Origin of the sequence: Alteromonas sp. W364, assembly GCF_031846205.1 — a bacterium.
GTDB classification, from domain to species: domain Bacteria; phylum Pseudomonadota; class Gammaproteobacteria; order Enterobacterales; family Alteromonadaceae; genus Glaciecola; species Glaciecola blandensis.
In genome coordinates this window covers 30,574-47,762 of the sequence record NZ_JAVRID010000012.1, presented here as the reverse complement: position 1 = coordinate 47,762, position 17,189 = coordinate 30,574, and the positions used below count along the sequence as shown (strand labels likewise).

At 44.9% G+C, this 17,189-nt stretch carries 15 protein-coding genes; all 15 read right to left on the bottom strand.

Annotated elements, in window-relative coordinates; translation table 11 throughout:
• Positions 1–61: 61 nt before the first annotated feature.
• The 15 genes from RM556_RS16370 to RM556_RS16300 all read right to left on the bottom strand — a co-directional run bounded on the left by RM556_RS16370 (position 62) and on the right by RM556_RS16300 (position 16,536).
• Positions 62–1,066 carry an AgmX/PglI C-terminal domain-containing protein gene (locus RM556_RS16370; RefSeq protein ID WP_311362590.1) on the bottom strand — a complete coding sequence of 335 codons (1,005 nt, stop codon included), beginning with the start codon at positions 1,064–1,066 and terminating at the stop codon, positions 62–64.
• Positions 1,066–1,623: a biopolymer transporter ExbD gene (locus RM556_RS16365; RefSeq protein ID WP_311375120.1), complete on the bottom strand. Its 558-nt coding sequence runs from the start codon at positions 1,621–1,623 to the stop codon at positions 1,066–1,068. Before RM556_RS16365 ends, RM556_RS16370 begins: the two co-directional genes overlap by 1 nt.
• Entirely contained in the window at positions 1,620–2,213 is a 594-nt protein-coding gene (locus RM556_RS16360; RefSeq protein ID WP_311375119.1) for a biopolymer transporter ExbD, read from the bottom strand. The genes RM556_RS16365 and RM556_RS16360 overlap by 4 nt, the downstream gene beginning before the upstream one ends.
• 11 nt (positions 2,214–2,224) lie before the next feature.
• A complete protein-coding gene (locus RM556_RS16355) occupies positions 2,225–2,881 on the bottom strand; it encodes a MotA/TolQ/ExbB proton channel family protein (protein WP_311375118.1) in 657 nt (218 codons plus the stop codon).
• Positions 2,882–3,058: 177 nt separating this feature from the next.
• A complete protein-coding gene (locus tag RM556_RS16350) occupies positions 3,059–3,451 on the bottom strand; it encodes a hypothetical protein (RefSeq protein ID WP_311375117.1) in 393 nt (130 codons plus the stop codon).
• The gene (locus tag RM556_RS16345; RefSeq protein ID WP_311375116.1) at positions 3,444–4,289 is read right to left on the bottom strand and encodes a tetratricopeptide repeat protein; all 846 of its coding nucleotides are present in this window, start codon (positions 4,287–4,289) and stop codon (positions 3,444–3,446) included. The genes RM556_RS16350 and RM556_RS16345 overlap by 8 nt, the downstream gene beginning before the upstream one ends.
• The gene (locus RM556_RS16340) at positions 4,270–7,608 is read right to left on the bottom strand and encodes a tetratricopeptide repeat protein (protein WP_311375115.1); all 3,339 of its coding nucleotides are present in this window, start codon (positions 7,606–7,608) and stop codon (positions 4,270–4,272) included. The genes RM556_RS16345 and RM556_RS16340 overlap by 20 nt, the downstream gene beginning before the upstream one ends.
• 1 nt (position 7,609) lies before the next feature.
• Positions 7,610–9,628: a hypothetical protein gene (locus RM556_RS16335; protein ID WP_311362597.1), complete on the bottom strand. Its 2,019-nt coding sequence runs from the start codon at positions 9,626–9,628 to the stop codon at positions 7,610–7,612.
• 14 nt (positions 9,629–9,642) lie between these two features.
• On the bottom strand, positions 9,643–10,248 hold the full coding sequence (locus RM556_RS16330) for a hypothetical protein (protein WP_311375114.1): 606 nt from the start codon (positions 10,246–10,248) through the stop codon (positions 9,643–9,645).
• Positions 10,249–10,251: 3 nt separating this feature from the next.
• Entirely contained in the window at positions 10,252–11,463 is a 1,212-nt protein-coding gene (locus tag RM556_RS16325) for a DUF3570 domain-containing protein (RefSeq protein WP_311375137.1), read from the bottom strand.
• On the bottom strand, positions 11,429–11,701 hold the full coding sequence (locus tag RM556_RS16320) for a DUF4266 domain-containing protein (protein WP_311362655.1): 273 nt from the start codon (positions 11,699–11,701) through the stop codon (positions 11,429–11,431). The genes RM556_RS16325 and RM556_RS16320 overlap by 35 nt, the downstream gene beginning before the upstream one ends.
• A 5-nt stretch (positions 11,702–11,706) precedes the next feature.
• Complete coding sequence (locus RM556_RS16315; protein ID WP_311375113.1) at positions 11,707–12,270, bottom strand: TlpA disulfide reductase family protein; 564 nt, start codon at positions 12,268–12,270, stop codon at positions 11,707–11,709.
• Between the two features lie 16 nt (positions 12,271–12,286).
• Positions 12,287–12,982 carry an outer membrane beta-barrel domain-containing protein gene (locus RM556_RS16310; RefSeq protein ID WP_311375112.1) on the bottom strand — a complete coding sequence of 232 codons (696 nt, stop codon included), beginning with the start codon at positions 12,980–12,982 and terminating at the stop codon, positions 12,287–12,289.
• A 72-nt stretch (positions 12,983–13,054) separates the two neighbouring features.
• Entirely contained in the window at positions 13,055–13,807 is a 753-nt protein-coding gene (locus RM556_RS16305) for an SH3 domain-containing protein (RefSeq protein ID WP_311362601.1), read from the bottom strand.
• Positions 13,807–16,536, bottom strand: coding sequence for a hypothetical protein (locus RM556_RS16300; RefSeq protein ID WP_311375111.1), 2,730 nt, complete (start codon positions 16,534–16,536; stop codon positions 13,807–13,809). Before RM556_RS16300 ends, RM556_RS16305 begins: the two co-directional genes overlap by 1 nt.
• Positions 16,537–17,189: the final 653 nt, after the last annotated feature.

Below are 17,189 nucleotides of genomic sequence, written 5' to 3'. Positions count from 1 at the left end.
ATTAGGTGAGGAAGAGGGCGAAGCATTTGCTTCGCCCTTTAAGCTATCATCGTTCATAATTCTAAAATGGTAAGAAATTGAACGAGTATTCTAACTCAGTTTTGGTAACGTTTTGAACACCAAAGTTAATAAGACCAATACGTCCAATGAGTTTCTCCACCAGTTCAGGTGCATCCAGCTCACTGTTAACTAACTTCACTTCTGACAATGAACCATCCGGCTCAATTACCAAACGCACGGTTAGCTTACCCTCAATAGACGGGTCTTGACGCAAGGCACGACGATACAAGGAATACACTGCACCTTTGTTGGCGTCGAGTATCTGTCTGATACTATCGAGATCACGACTACCAATAATTTGCTGCTCTTCTTCAATACGCTTGGTCGCCAATGACGCCTCACCTATTTCAGCTGCCACAAATTCAGTATTACGACGTCCCTCAAGTTCACCCGCAGCGCCAACGTCGGAGCTCAAACTTCCCAGCGCAATACCGCCACTGGTTTTATTGGTTTCACGACCTAGAATCTTGCGTTGCGTGCTTTCTTGTTGACCACCGCCTTGAGTTTGCTGTGTATTCGCCAAATTATTTAAGTTGGCGGCATCACGCATACTGGCGAGTTGATCTTGCAAGGCGAGTACACCTTTGCTTTTCGCCGTTTCACGCGCTTCTTTCGTTTTCTCTTCTAAAGTCGGCTCTTTTGGCTTCGGCTTAGGTTTGGGCTTCGGCTCTGGCTTAGGCTCAGGTTTTGGTTCTGGCTTCGGCTCTGGCTTTGGCTCTTCCTTTGGTTTTTCAGGTTCAGGCTCTGGTTTAGGCTCTGGCTCAATCACCTTCGGTGGCGGAGGTGGTTCCTTCGCTTTAATTACCTTAGCTAATTGCGGTGGCAGTTTTTCACGCTCCGCTCGCGGTATCTCAGGTAACTCTGTTATTTGCACAAACACCGCAATTGCTAGCGTGAGCAATAGCAACACGATCGTTATTTTGGTGAATGCTGCATTTTCCCTTGAACTGCTTTCCCAAGGGAGCTCTGAATGAAAATAAACCTTACTGTAGTTCGCGCTGCTCATTATCCACCACCCTGACTTGCGTCATCAACTGGTGCAGCCACATCACTATTTGATTCAAGCTGGTTCTCTACCGCCAAGGCGATATTGGTATAACCGGCTTCAGCGCTGGTTTGCATAATTTTCTTTAAAATCTCGTAAGGGACCGATTTATCGCCCATGATAGTAATCGATAAGCCCGGATCTTCTGCATCAGGATCTTCACTATCTACTGGCGCAGCAACGGTACGCGAAGCTTGATACAACAACTCCGTTTTCAGCGCATCAATCGTATATTCGCGCTGCTCGTACAAATCATTGGTCTTCGCTAATGACTTACCTTGCAACAGAATGTCTTGCGCAGTGATCATCAACAACAGCGTTTCTTTTGCTGGTGTTTTTACTGTTGATTTTGGTAGTTCAACAGAGTTATCACGTTGCAATACTTGCACATCTGAAGCATTTAGCATTAGAAAGAAAACGAGTACCGTAAAAACATCCATCAGCGATACTAGACTCAACTTTGCTGTGCGACTTTTATTGGCGCGAGCCATGCGTTTAGCGCGTGCTGATTGCTTCATTGTGCACCTCCCGCATTTTTAAGTTCATAGCGAGCTGGTGCTTCTGCTAAAGAGACTTCTGGAAACAACTCTGCGTCGACTACCGATACTGCAACAACGGCCTTGTAGGAGCGTGTCGCGTCAATCAAGCTAATAATCGTTTGATAGTCAGTTTCGTCCGGTAGCATTAACACAATGTCTTTCTTGTCGATAGACTGTGCTAATAGCGTTTGTTTCACTAGTTTAAGTTGTGTTTGCAGCCCTTTATAATCGTGCTGCATAACAGGTTCTGTGCCAATTGGAGCAGGCGCTTCACCTTCTTCAGGCACGGCGGGTATTTTCGGCACACTTCGTACCAAATAGCCTTGCGGGAAGAAAATATTCAATGCGTCATCGGTCACAAGAATTTCTAAGCTTTGATTTTCAATTGGCTCATCGTCGGCAGCAAGTGCCTCAATGCCCGGTAATTGAAGTTCAACAACCGTAATTCTCGAAAACACCATCATCATTAATAAGACAGGCACCAGTACGATCATCAAATTCATGAACGAGGTGATGTCTAATTCAGCGTCTTCTTTCTTGGCGTTACGCCCGTGGCGTCGTCCAATCATGAGAATGCTTCCTACTGGTCAGTCGTACGTGTTTTTGGGCCAAGATTCTCTTTTGCGATAAGTGTGTTCAAGCACTTCACGCCAGCCATTTCCATACTTTCTACGATTTCAGTCGTTTTCGTTTGTAACAATGAATGAAGCAGTAATAGAGGAATTGCAGCAATCAAACCGTAAGCCGTTGTGTTCATCGCAACAGAGATACTTTGCGACAATAAGCTCGCTTTCTCTGATGGATCAGCGTTTGCGACTGCTGAGAAAGCAGCAATCAGACCGATGATAGTACCTAACAACCCCAACAAGGTTGAGATGTTGGCTAGCATGCCCAAATATTGTGTACGTTTTTCTAGGCGAGGAACGGTTTCCATCAAACCTTCTTCCATTGCGTATTCTATGTCTTCACGACGAGGGCTTACACCTAGACGTGTGATGCCGGCACCAATAACGCGTGCAATGGGTGCAGTGCTATTTTGAGTGATTTGAATAATCTTGTCGAAGTTTTGGCTAGCAAGTAAAGGCTCTAGCTCTTTAAACGCTTTTTTATTCGTGCGACGGGCAGAACCCAAGAACCAATAACGCTCTAAAGCGATTGCTAAACCAATAGCTAGAACGATAGAGATAGGGAACATAAACGAACCCCCTTCTTGGAAAAAGCGTACGATGGTATCCATGATATCCTCTCAAAATGTAGTGATCAGTTGTTTATCAAGCCTCAATCGTTCTTATGAACACTGCATTTTGAAGGCTTGGTGAAGTTATGCAATTTTGACTACTGACAGTGTATGTGAATACGCTTTGAACTTATGTATTCTGTACCATCAACAAGTTGCTGAATTTATACCCAAGAGCTACTTTTCAGCGCTAACCGAAGTGGTAGTTTGGCTGTTTTGAATCCCTTCAAGAAGATTAATCTCCTTTAAAAATTTTTTTCTTACCAGTGGCTTAAGTGATGTTTTAATAGGCGCCCACCGGTTTTCATTGCGATCGATACGCTGATGCAATGGCAACTGCCAAGGTACAATTGACAATACCTTTGGCTGTTCTTTGTTTCCACGAATCGTTTCTTCTAAGCGCAGCACATCACCGCTAGCTGAGACATTTCCGTCAGATGCGACGCGCACATCAATGGGAGACTGCTCTTCTAAAGCTTCTGTCTCTGGTTCTTGAGCGATTGCTGCTGAAAGACCAAAGTGCAATAACAAGAGTAATGAAGTGCTACGTTTGAAAACGAATTTACCCATTAGCTTGCTCCCGCGCGATGGCCTTTAATTGGCGTTTAATATCGGTGATCCACTGCCCTGCTAAGCGTTGTTCTTTCAACAGTGCTTTAGCTGGCGTATCAGTACTTTGTACTTGTATATCGAGTAAAGCTTTATACAGCCTATAATCGCTTAGGGCTGAGGCTTTATCACCAATGTATAAGTCATTTAAAATGCCACGATTACGATAAGTCGATGCATTACCAGGCCACGCTTTTAAGGCTTGGTTGTAATATTCTTTCGCCTGCTCAAAGTTGCCCATATCTCTGTGCAATTTGCCCAAGCGGTTCAGCGCTTGATAATTGTTTGCTGACAGCGCAATAGCAACTTCGTAATCTTTAATCGCCTGTTCAATGTTCGTCGCTCGCTGATGGATATCACCACGTAAGACCCAGACTGAGGTATGCGGAGCGGCAAAGAAATCGGGATCGTCTAGTACTCGCTGAACCTCGCTTAATGCGCCGTCAGTGTTTCCTGCAGCCAAGGCATTCATCGCATTTTGTATATCCTGTAATTGACTGGAATTCAGCTTTTTCTGACTTTGGTTTTCCACTTGATAAGCGTTTATGGATGCCATCAAGCCCTGAGCCTCTAACATCAAGGCTTGCTCAGCTAGTTCTTCTTCGCTCATTACTTGCGCTGCTGGTTCAGTACCATCGTTAAGTACTTCTTCCGTTTTTTGCTCTGCTTCTGTCGCGCTTTGCTCATCACTCCCAAAAGTTGGGAGAGAAGGTAAGCTAGAACAGGCACTCATCATGACGCCAAAGCTCAAGACAAGCAGCGATTGCAGGAGTCGTTTGTTATTCAAAGTCTTCAACACTCAAGTCCTCAATTTGTTCTGGCTTGCGATAGCGCACAGGAAGGAAACCTTCTAGTGTACGTAAGCTTTCTTTCACCCAATCGTCATACAAACCATCATGAGCGCGTTTGGCATTGTTTTCATGCAAGGTAATCGCCGTTTCTTCAAACGGGAAAGCCTGCTCTTCTAGCAATAATTCGTACTGACTCATTTCCAGCGCCGATAAACCGTTTGGTCTAGCAGAATCCATCAGATCAACGGCCAACACAGAATACAGATTTGCTAATGCATAGTTTGCTTCTGTGGTGTACTCAGCAATGCCGTAAGACATCACGCCGTCGTAGCGAGCAATGGCTGTTTTCAATGCTGTTTGCTTGCGCTGTAAGCTCTTATTGAGTGGCAATGTTAGCTTGATCTTTTGGTAAGCGTTGTCGGCATCCTTAGCAAAGACCATAGAGCCCATCGCAGCTAAGTACCGCGAGCGAGCGGAGCGTTGGTCACCAGCATTTCGGTCCGCCTCGATCAATTTATTTAACCAGAAACGGCGTTTCGATTCTTCGCCACTTTCTTGATAGAACTCGGTCATTTTAAAGCGCGCTTCATTCGCATCTGAAAGCGGATTTGGATAGCGATGCGCATAGGAACGGAAAGTGTCTAATGCTTTCTCACGGTCATTTGCCTTTAAGTAATATTCAGCCGCCACAAACATAGACTCTCTACCGAGCTGGCTGTCCGGATTTGCTGCATGCTGAGCCATCAATAGCTTAGCAGCGGGAGCCCATTGCTCTGACTTCTCATATGCGACCAAGAGTTTGCCTGGAATAGTGGATACTAGCTCGTTTTTCGGGAAGCGCGTTTGGAAATCTAATAATAGCGGCAAGGCCGCTGACCAGTCTTCTAAAGCAAGTAAGTAAGTTGCTGTATCGTATTGCGCAGCCGCTCTGAACGTTGAATTTGGTGTTTGACGCATAATGCGTTGCAGTAAGGCCACACTGTCAGCTAACGCTAACTTTTGTGTTTCGCTGAGTACCGCAATATCTTCACCCTCGGGAATGGGTGCAGCTAAGGCTTCTTTCACATTTGCACGGGCAAGTACTTGTTCAGACTGCTGGAAGAATGTAGCCGCGAGACGATTAGTGAGCTCTTTAATACGCTCATCATCCGCCGGTAATATGCTTAAGAGGGTTTCGTAACCAGCTTGCGCCACCACATAGTTTTCTAAGGCAAAGTTACCATGCGCTAGCACTAAGCGTGCTGAAATAAGGCTTTCTTTCTCTAGCTCGTGCACGCCAATGTGTTGTTCACTTAGGCTTGCCTCAGGCAAGTTTGCACGAGCATATGCCAAGCCGTTTAGCTTATCGCCCGACAGCAACCAATTCGCCCAGCGCATTGATTCAATATACTTCTCTTGCTCGAATAAACGCTGCATAAGAGACTGCGCAACATTGACTGTGCGAGGGTCACTGGCAAAGTTTTCAACGAATAACTGTTGGCTGACCATCTTGCGAGCTTCTAATTGATTTTTGAAGCTAACATCCCGGTCGACCGCACGTTCCGTCAAGGTTTCAAACAATATTAATGCAGCATAAGCAGCTTCACTAGCCAGCGGGTTCGGCGAGTCTTCGTATGCATAAATCTCAAAGCTTTCTATTGCGCGATTCAATTTATTTGCTGAGCTTAAGGCTTCAGCTAAGTAGAAACGCATTTGTGGCACTTCATCATCTGGCGAGAAAGTACGGATAAACTGGTCATAATAAACCGCAGCAAGTTCAAAGGCTTCTTGCTTTGTTTTCATTAAATCGTTGATTGATGCTGTGCTCCAAGAGGAACTTTGCGCCTCGCTCACTTGGCTACCCACAAACGAACTTGCTGCCGTTTCTGCGCCTGACTCTGCTGCTTTTGAAGATGATGCGTTTGCCATCATGGCTTCAACTGTTTGGGCTATGCTGTGCTCGTTTTGTGCTAATTCTTTCAGATATTGGCGCAGGTAATTACTGGTTTGGCGTCCAACAAGCGTTTGTAAACCGTCAAAGTGCGGTCCATCAACCCCATAAGCTTCAACAAAACCGCGTTTTGCTTCTAACACCAGTGCCGGGAAATCACCTAAGATATATGCATCAATGTGTTTCACGTAAAACTCAACTGCACGCTCATGAATAGGATAGGTATTCGCAAAAACAAGCAAGGTATCCGCGCTGTCTTTAAAGCGGTCATTGTTTAAATGTTGCTGAGCAAGCTCTTCATAAATAAGGTTCTCATATGCACGCTGACCATTGGTCGCAAAGAAATCTTTGATTGCTTCACCATTTCCCTGATAAGAGAATAGTAGTGCCATGATACGAAGCGTGTCTTTCACCAACTTTTGTTGCCCTAAAGGCAGCTCATCCACACTGATAAAGGTTTGCGTGTATGAGTTATCTTCTAAGGTGTCATCGAGCATTTTTGAGAAAGATACCAAAGCGTTGCCATGATCTTCTTGTTTGAAGAAGCTCCACCCCTGCATGTAAGCAGAGATACCGTAGAAATTATTTGCGGTCAGGCTAGAAGTTTGTTCAGATAGCGCCAATACTTGGCCATAGTTGTCTACGGCGGCTGGGTAATCGCCACGCGTAAAGTAGTATTCACCAATTCGGAAATACAACTCAATATGATAGTTAGTCACAGAGTGCGTTGCGGTAGGGAAAGTGCGTAAAAAGCGCTGCGCTATTTCGACGCTCTCGACTTTTTTGCCGTCTAGGTCAAGCGCACGCGACAGCTGATACATCGCATCCATATATTTGGTTTCAGTGCGTTTTGCCTCTACCAGTCTTGCTTGAATTTCTTTGTCGGTAATTGTCGAGTTGGCCGCTTCTTCGGCTAAGCGCTGTGCTTCAGCCACAATTGAAGCTTGCTGTTCAAGCACTTCGCGATAGCGTGAAATGGCCTGATTAAAGTAGCTCGCAGGTTGCAGCGTGCCTATACCTTGATCGATACCTGTATCAACATTGCGGCTGTCAGCTTGACTCTGTGCTTGCTGAGTTTCCAGAGGAATACCTTCTTCCTGTGCCAATTCTGCTAATTGCATTTCGATATCAGCTAAACGAAAAGCCACCTGCTGCTTCTGTTTTTCATCTTTCAACAGTGGAAGGAGCGCTGCATATTCATCTCGGGTCTCTTTCAATGAAAGTCGCGGTGCTATCGATGGTTCAACCTTTAAAGGTTGTAAATCTAGCTCAGCCAAGGTCGGACGATTGCTCACCCCTTCATTGATGACAGATTCTTCCTCGGAACTAAATATCCCGCAACTAGCAACGAATATACTGCATGACAAGATAAGGGCTGTTTGAATTAACTTTTGCATCTTAACGCCCCCTCTCAGGTTGCGCTAAATCTTGCAAACGGATAATGGCTAAACGTGTGGCAACTTGTTGATCAGCTAATTCCTGCATACGCATCGCCATGTTGGCCCGCAAGAATTGCGTTAGTCTAGCTGTGATTGAATCGACTAACGCTTTGGTTTTCACATAGTCAGCATTTGCGCTCACCGCCATAGCATCAACGCGACTACGCTGCTCATCTATAATTGCCGTGTTGTTCTGTAAAGAGCTGAGTTGTTGATATTGTTTGTCCGCTTGTTGGTACGCACCTTTCAAGTGATTCAGCTGCTTTTGATGCTGCCATCGGCTTTCAGGGTAAGCTTCAGAAAGTTGCCAAGCTAAAAACCCTTTCAATCTGGCGACGCGCTGTGCGTATTTCTTCGATAACTTACGTTCACGTTCGTTATTAATGCGCTCAATACGTTGCTCTGACTTTTCTAATCGAGCAATGGCTGACAGTTGTTCTTCATTAGCAAATAGCGTCATTGGGACATTGGCTGCGTTCAACGCTTCTTCATAAGTTTCTATGCGAGTTAGGGCCTCATCCAAAGTAAGCTGAGCGGTCGTAAGTGATAGATTCTCACTGCGTTCAATAAAGGCTTGCTCGCGCTCGTCTAGCAAACGATACATGCTATCAATCTGGCGCAAATTCCCGTCGAGTGTATTCAGCAGTTGCTTAGCTTGACGCCTTACATCTAGCAAATACGCAGAATCTATCTCACCATCACCACTGAGTAATAAGATCTGAAGGTCACGATGTTCAACCGGCCAATTGCCGTCCGTCACCGTGTCGAAAAAGTCTTCTTCTTGGACTGCCAAATCAAACGTTTCCAGCGTACTCATGGCAATATCAAGCTGCCTTGAAGAATCACGTAATGACTGAAAAGCTTCAGCCAAAGCACCTTGTTGTTCGTAACCAAACGCTAAACCGTGACTGGCTTGCAAGGCATAAATACCTTGGCTATTGTCACGCAAATATTGCCAAGCCGCCATCGCTAGCGGCCAGCGATTTTCTTGTGCTAAGGTCCAACCGTAGGTAAGTAACGACTGTTCCGCTTCTAAAGATTCACGACCAATTTGCTGAAGTGCGATCAAAGCATTAGTGTAGTCTTTGTTATCAAGTAGGCTGATGCCCAAACCGTAGTTCAGACGATCAAATAAAGCATTGCGCTCTTTATTGGCTTGTTCCTCTTGCGTCGCACTTAAGCCATTGCCAAACCAGTCGAACCATGACCACCAACTGTTATTGTCGGCCGGGTCCTGCACTGCATTCTCTATCGGTGTATTGTCTAATTGCTGTTTAGCTGCAATAAAATAGTTATTCGCGGTCTCATAGTCCGCTTGGCTATGCGATATCACTGCTTGGTTTGCAAGTAAGTAGGTTTGATAAATAGAATCACTCGGCAACTCATTGGCGATCGTTAGCCAGTCTTCACCCGCTTCCATTTTTTCGTGGCTTACCTGATACAACAACTCTTCAAAATGCTCTTCACTCAGCTCGTCATCCAAATCATTGTCCATAATCGCCGCATAGGCACGCTGACTAATGCGGTCACGTTTCTGGGCAAAACCAGACTTGGCTAACCAGAACCAAGTATTCGCGCGAATATAGTCATCTGTAGAGTCACTAAGCAAACGGTTGAATATGATTTCGGCCTGCTGTGTCATGCCCAACTGAAGACTCACTGCACCTTTCATCAATTCCAGACGGTCGTTGTTGTCAGTCTCGTAGGGAGTTTGTGCGATTTGTTCGTTTAAGCGAGTAAGCGCTTCTTGAAGCAAAGTTTGATCAGGCACGTCTTGAAAATAGCTATACAAGACTTGTCCAAACGCTACCTGCTGGCGCTTTTGCGCTAATATTTGCTCAGCAGAACGGGTATCTTCCGGTTCGGGATCAGGTTTTGGCGTTGAAAAGCAGGCCGACAAGGCAGCTGTTAGCACGGCAACAGAAAGCAGCTTACCGGTGTTTTTCAAACGAATGAGGATTGACGCACTAGGCTTCATAAACGATATAAACCCTATAGCAATGAAGCTTCAAAAACAGGTTGCTGCTTGCTGGTCGAATCAACAATCTTTAATTCAACAGTGGCAGCTTCATCATCTTTGTCAAACTCAAGTGTAACCGCTCGCTTGTACGGACGGTTTTCAGGGCCGGTACCAATGAATATCGCGGTAACTTCACGCGCCCCTTGATTCACATTACCCACATACAAGCGTTGCACACCGCCTTTGTATAGAGCATTCACTTGTCGGTCGGTATATAAGTAATTGGTCGCCAACTCACCATCAATTTTCAACTCGACAGAATCTAATTTGAAGTATTCACCAACATCCATCGCTAAATAAACGGCCACTTGCGTGCTAGAAGGGAAGAGTAAGTCTTCTTCTAGGATAAATAGGTCTCTATTCAAATTCACTAGCGCTTGTTTCAGGGTTTCCATCTCTGCCGCTAGTTCGCTATCAGGGATAGGTGTTGCTTGCGCGACAGGCGCTAATACTGGCGCATCATCATTGGCCGTATCTTCCGATGGTTCTTGTGCTGCCACTGGCATTGCGATATTCATAGAAAGAGCAAACAGCATCATTGCGCTAAGTTGAATAAGTTTATTCAAAGTTGTTGTCATAAATTAGTACCAAACTGAAGCAAAAATGCGTAACACGTTTGCAGAAAACCCGAACAATGGTTCTTCACCTACTGGCGCTTCGGCCGTAGCATCTCTGAAGTCATCGTACGCAAATTTCATGTAATCCCATTCAAAATGCACCGCGCTCTTTTTAAAGATAGCGGTTTGAGAGAATTGCCATTCGTAAGCAACGCTAATACCGGCAGTGATACCGTTATAGGTGCTCATTTCCTTGTCGCGGGCCATGAAGTTAAACTCATTTGGGCGACTGAATAAATCTTGATAAAAATCCGCTTTGTCCTGTTCGTAATAACGAACAAAAAATTCAAACAACCATTCGTCTTTATAGGGTTGGATGTAGCCAATACGGAAGTTTTTCGCTTGAATTCCCCAGGTATCGCTATAGGTTCGAGCATCGCCGTAAACCGCAGCACGATAGGGAAGATAGTAGTTAGCATTAACAGAATACGCGGTACTTGAACGAGTACGAGGATAAGACTCCGTTGCAAAGCTGAAACCTCTGTCGGTGCTGGAATCTAAGAAGCGAACTGCACGGTAAGGGTTATTTAAATAGCCCTCGTCGGATATATGCTCAACGTTAAAACCAACTATCAAACTTTTGGTTGCCACTTGGCTAAACCCGAAACCAAACTTCTGACGATCAGCCTCTTCTTCGAAGCTTTCGTCACCACGACGTCCTACAACATCCCACCCTTTAGAATAACTTAAAGTAATGGTACTTAGGTCGCCGAAGAAATCTTGGCTAATACCGACATACACTGAGTTTGCTTCGAAGTCATTTTCGCTACTGTTGGTGAAGCTAGTACTCAACAAGGTTTTGTTATGTAAGAAGTCCACTCCGACGGTTTTTTCTTTGCGAACTTCTTTATATGGGCTTGCGGTAGAACGCACATCAATAGATGCGCCAGATACAGTATCAACATAATAATTTGCAGATACTGACACTTTGCCGCCGATATTCTTACGCAACAGCACTGAAGGACCATCTATCGTGACACCATCACCTTCGTAAGCGTGATACAGAACATCAGCACGCTCTGTCGGTAACACGGCAGCATTAGTGACGCTCACCACAATGGAGCTCACTATCAGCGCGAGTGTTACTAAACAGGCTTTGATCAATTTCAAATTCTGACGAATGGCTTTTGCCGTGTCTGTGCTAGTTGCAACCACAACCACCACCTGCGCCACCATCTGCGCCACGTGCGCCTTCACGAGATTCAAACACGTGTTTTGCATAGGCTAATGCCACCGGATTACGATTCATACTCATAATCGGATCGGCTAAATTACTGCGCTCATAAGGCTTAACCCACGGTTCAAGATTCGCCAATGGGTTAGATATTTCGAAGGTGCTCGCACAACCACTGCCTAACATTGCTGTTAAGGCGACTACTGATAATTTGAGTGAAGATTTACTGAAAAATTTCATGGTCATTACTCTCTCATCAACATTTTAATCGCTTTTTCATATTTCTTTTCGTCACCTTTACGGTAACCAGGGTGCAATAAACGCACATTGCCGTCACGGTCAACCATCACCGTCGTTGGCATTGCGTTTACATCATATAATTGGCTGACATCACCAGACGTATCAAACAGTACTGGGAAACTCACTTCAATATCGTCAAGCAAGACATTTGCCTTCTCAGGGTCGTCGTCAACGTTGACGGCTAAAATCTCAACACCCAAATCTTGATATTCTTGATACAACTCTTCAAATGCCGGCAGTTCTTCACGACATGGGCCACACCAGCTTGCCCAGAAGTTTACCAACACGATATTGCCGCGCTGTTCAGACAAACGCATGTTACCGCCATCTTTACTCTTCAGGGTAAAATCAGGTGACTTCTCACCAGATACTGGTTTCGCAGATACGTTTGCAGCACCCAAACACAAGCTTAAAGTGGCTGCGCCTAATAGGATGAATTTGCCCAAAGTACTCTTTGAGCTGGCTTTGCGTGAGCCTGTCTTACTTAAATTCGTTTGCTTAAAAATCATTGTCTGGTCCCGTCAATTAAAAGAAGAATGTTGTGCTTAGCGTAAATGCTAAGTTGTGAACATCCTTTTCTACCCCGATGATGTCGCTATTAAAAACGTGATCACGCACGTCTATTCTTAGCGCCCAAAAATCGGTAAACAGCAGTCGGTATCCTGCTCCAACACTCACAGTAAAACGCTCATCACCACCAAATTCGGTGCTACCAGCGCCTACCGTAAAGTAAAAATCTGAGTTAAAGACTAATGTATCTGTGAAGAAACTTTCACCATTGATGTTATAACCTAGTGATAAGTTATAATACCTATAGTCACGTTCCTCATCGGTAAGAAACGGCGCGCCACCCGAGAGTTTCTCGAAGCTTGTCTGTCCTGCAGTGGTCTGCGCATAGGCAGCTTCCAAGAAGAAATTTTCGTTCACATGATACGCAATCGTAGCGCCAACTACGGCATCTGACTCAAAATCTTCAATACTAATAAAGCCACCAAACACACCGATTTCGAAATTTTCTGTATCGATATCTGACTCATCAATTTCACGACGCTCAACATTGGGATCGATTAAGGCTGGCGGACGTTCCTGGGCTTCTTGATCTTGAGCGCTAGGCGCTGAATTGGCGCTTACTTGCGTACTTAATAATAAGGCGCTTGCGATAAGCAGTTTGCCAATGCTCAGGCAGCTTAAGTTTTGAAAGCTGGTTTTCAGTTTTGTCATTCATTTCACCATGGTATTGGTCATCGTAATTTCGTGCTTGCGTCGGTGTTTTTAGACCGACTATTCTTTATCTTAAAAGAACACCGCAAACCCGAGTTTAATTTCTTCTAGTCTTTCTTGATCGTCTCTGTCGGTCAAAGCAACGATGTTTCGGTACTCTAGTTTCACCACTACGTTACGAGCAAAGTAGTAACGTAAACCGGCACCCACTTCATACATATCGCTTTTTCGCACTTCATCACCACTCTGCACTAAGTTAGAGCGCGGACGTGTTCTTATTTGGCCTGCGCCAATGGTTAAGTAAGGACTTAATTTCCATTCCGGAAAGGTATGGTGTTGCAAACGCGCTGACCATAAAATATTTTCAGAAAAGTTCCCCAGTGCCTGTGCAAATGTTGCCTCTGCAATAAGGTTATCGGTCCATTTCCAAGATGTGCCAACCGATAGAGAGGTCACACTCTCAAGTACACCACCAAAAACACTGAATTCGAAGTTCCGATTGCCGTAGTCTTCAAAGGTTCCGGTGGGCACATAAAGCACTTCACCACTCGGCTTAATGGTTTTACCCAATTGCTCAGCTGACACCCAGCCCTCTTCACCTTTCTCGGTGCGAGCCTTGTACCAGCCAGTTCGCTTTTTCAAAATGGTGATCGCTTCCCCTTGTTCAGCCACGTGAAAAATGGGGTATTCACTAGCAGGGCCAGTGCGAAAATCAATATAAGGTTCAACGATGGTCACTACCAGTTCATCGGCTTTTGCCGAGAAGCTGAAGCAGCTTGCCCACGTTAAAACAAGCAGTACAACAAAGTTAAAATGTAGTTTCATTAATTAGTTGGTGCATCAAATGGGTTATTATAATTTTGGCCACCGACATCTAGCCATTCGTTAATCATTTTCAATTCAGCTGGCGTTAGCCAAGCTTCATGACTGCCGCCTTCTTCGAACACAGCAAAAAACCGGCCACTTGCGCGCGCGCCGTTCACTCTCATAGATGAAGCAACAGGAACCTGTTGTGTGACTTGAATGAAGTTACCTTCGGGGTCGACAATAGGCTCGCCTTCTTCATCTAACTCAAAGACAGGATCGCCATTATTATCGAATACTGGAACCAAACGTGGCAATAACGCGCCGTCGACAAGCTCTTGTTCAACATCATTAAACAGTAGCTCGCGATAGCTAGTGAGTAAGTCTGCATCAGCTGGCGACGGATTACCAGTAAGTTCTAACTGACCAGCAGGTACTTGCAAGACATTATCAGCATCAAACCGGTTATGACAGGCTACACAAGTATTGTCGCTCACGACCATTCCATCAACATCGACAATGGATCTGTCTAGCTCGAATAAAGGCTGAATATGATCAGGGAAATTAATCACCGTGCGGCAAATAGAGGTCCACGTTTGTGCACAGCTTTGCGTAATGGGTAGCGCGGTTGATAAATCGGCATAAGCAAGTTCGTAAGACTCTGCTGGCGTTTGCACAGCGGGGTCAGTCCACACATCTTCAAAAATGATATCGGGTGTTAAGTTTGGCACACCGTTAATGCGTGTGACGGTTTCTGCCATCGTCTCGCCTAGGTCGGTAAACAATGCAGGATTAGTGTTCGGGAAAGGTACACCCGTGCTAGGTGCCCCTAAATTAATTGAAGGCGCTTCTGCATCTGCACGACCATGCGGCCGAAATGTAATGTCAGAGTTATTGCTGCCATTGTGGCAACCATTACATGTTTTCGTTTCACCCGGTGCCACTTGCAACCAGTTTTCATGGCGTGCTGAAATACGTTTACCCTCAGCATCAACAATGCTTAAGGCGAAGGGCAAATTAGCAGGCACTGCAACCTTCACTGAACCATCAGGTTGAATAGGTGTGTAACCCAATAGTTCGCGCATCAGTTGGTCGCGTGAACGGCCGAAGGCGCTATTATCTAAGTCGAGAGTATCGTCATCTGGGATCGACACACTTTTCACAATACGTAGGAAGCGTGCAGGACGGTCGTCCACGGCTACTTGTGTCGGATCGGCCATATTGACTAAGCCAGCAGGGCTTAAATCTTCACCGGCAAAGTCATACACACTGCGAATATGAATAATACCCATGCCAGCATCAATTAAGGCCGTTTCAGTGCTGTCTATTGTCGTCTCTGGGTCGGCTGGAAACGGGCGACTTTCAACCGCAACTACTTCTGAATAGGCAAAGTTTTCTTGTGGCACCACTAAAGGTAGTTGCGTGCCCTCTTCCGGGTCAAACATCCACAAACCATATAAAGGCGGCGCTTGTTCAAACTCAGGATCATTTAAATTTTGTTCATCACAAGGCACGATAGAGCGCACAGCATCTTCTTCAGCATCTGCAGGCAATGGTGCTAATAGGCGGCACTGAGACCATGAAAACAACTGACGACCACTACCATCAAACAGAGGATACAAAGCGGCTATATAGCCACCTGGGGAAATTTCAGCTTCAATATCGATGTTGTCAAACAAGGCTTTCTCTTGTGCCGGACCACTAAGTGAATCGGCCGAGGCAATAGGTGTGAAATTATCAATATAATTAGCAACGTCGATAGCAACAAAATCAGTACCTAACTCTTCCTTCTCAAAAGGGGTGAGAGCAACAAGAATACGATCGTCTGGTGTCACTCGTGTTTGCGTGAATTGAATGTCTGCATTATCGCCGTTTGAATCGACATGGCTGTGTCGGCCATATAATAATTCTAAATCGCTTCCATCTGGATTCATTTGGTAAAGATGAACACCTTTATTGCCAGAAAACTGATCCCAGCGGCTAAAAATAATTTTTCCATTAGGCGTTACTAGAGGGTCTAGGTCATGACTTTGGTTATATGAAATTTGCTGAATATTTTCGCCATTTGCATCCATGATATGCAGAACGGACGCATGCACGTCTCTACCTTCCTCAAGGCCTGCATACTGGGGTTTGCCTTCATCAAGCAACACCGCTTGATTACCACGTTGGCGTGTTGAACTGAACAATATGCGCCCATCTGCTAAATAGACAGGTCCGGTATCTTCCCCCGCTTCAGCAACAATGTTCGACCCAATGACTCTTCTGAGCTCTTTAGTCTCAACAATATATTCCCAAATATTCCAGGTAGGTTGCTCATCATCATCAGCATCTTCATCTTCTGGCGCACGCATACTAAAAATAAGACGTGAGCCATCGTAAGAGCTCTCTAGATCTTTCACATCAATAGGTAAGCGCTCACCGTCTTCGTCAACACGATCAGCAAAAACGTCAGCAGTAATATCAACTTCTGCTGCACTAGCATTGGCGCGCGCTTTGATAATGAGTGATGCGCCAGGTATGAATAAAGCAGGTTCAGTAATAGAACGCTGCATATCAGCATCTTCTACACTTAAGTCGCGTTTAATAACAGCAATTGGCACGTCAACAACAACGGGGTCGGGGTCCTGCTCCTCTGAGGTAATGTTTTCACCACCACACGCAGCAAGTCCTAACAGCAATGAGCAAAGAAAAACGTTTCGGCTATATTTATTGAACGGTTTGTTAGTTTTGTACGCTTGAATTTTCATTTTTCTTTGCTCACTTTACAGATTATTTCGCATCCTAACGATACTGCTCTAGTGCTATGATTTATAGTGTCACCAAAGTGCAACGCCTTATCTCACCTAGCCTTAAACGTATATTTATTTGCACCTAAAACAGCCTTGCTTAAAGGTACAATTTGCGTCAGGATGAACAGACTGACAGCATACTGTGCCTACAGCAATCTTGTTTTCTATATGTACGGATTAAATAATATACCGTCGGTTTTAGGTATATTTTTCTACCCTACATTTGCGACTATCTATAACCAAACTGATATAAAAATAAAACGATTTGCACAATAAGTTATATACAAAAATAGGCATATAACAGCGTTGTCGGCAGAATTAGGGTAACCGTGAATCTCTCCATACCACGTACTTTTCCTCCACACCCTAGAGCTGGCAAGGCACCCAGCACACAAGTTCAAATTTTATACTGAATTTGTGTAAAAAAATACCTTTGCACTGTCTGTCATTGGTAACACCTTTGACTCCGGTTTTTATAAAAAGAAGCTAGAAAGGCGAGGCCACCTCAAATATTTATATGTTAAAACAGATAGATAGGCCACGCGGCACGTTTCTTGTAACGCTCAACTTTTAAGCCCAATTGCGTTGTTCGTATTTTGATCAATGACCGA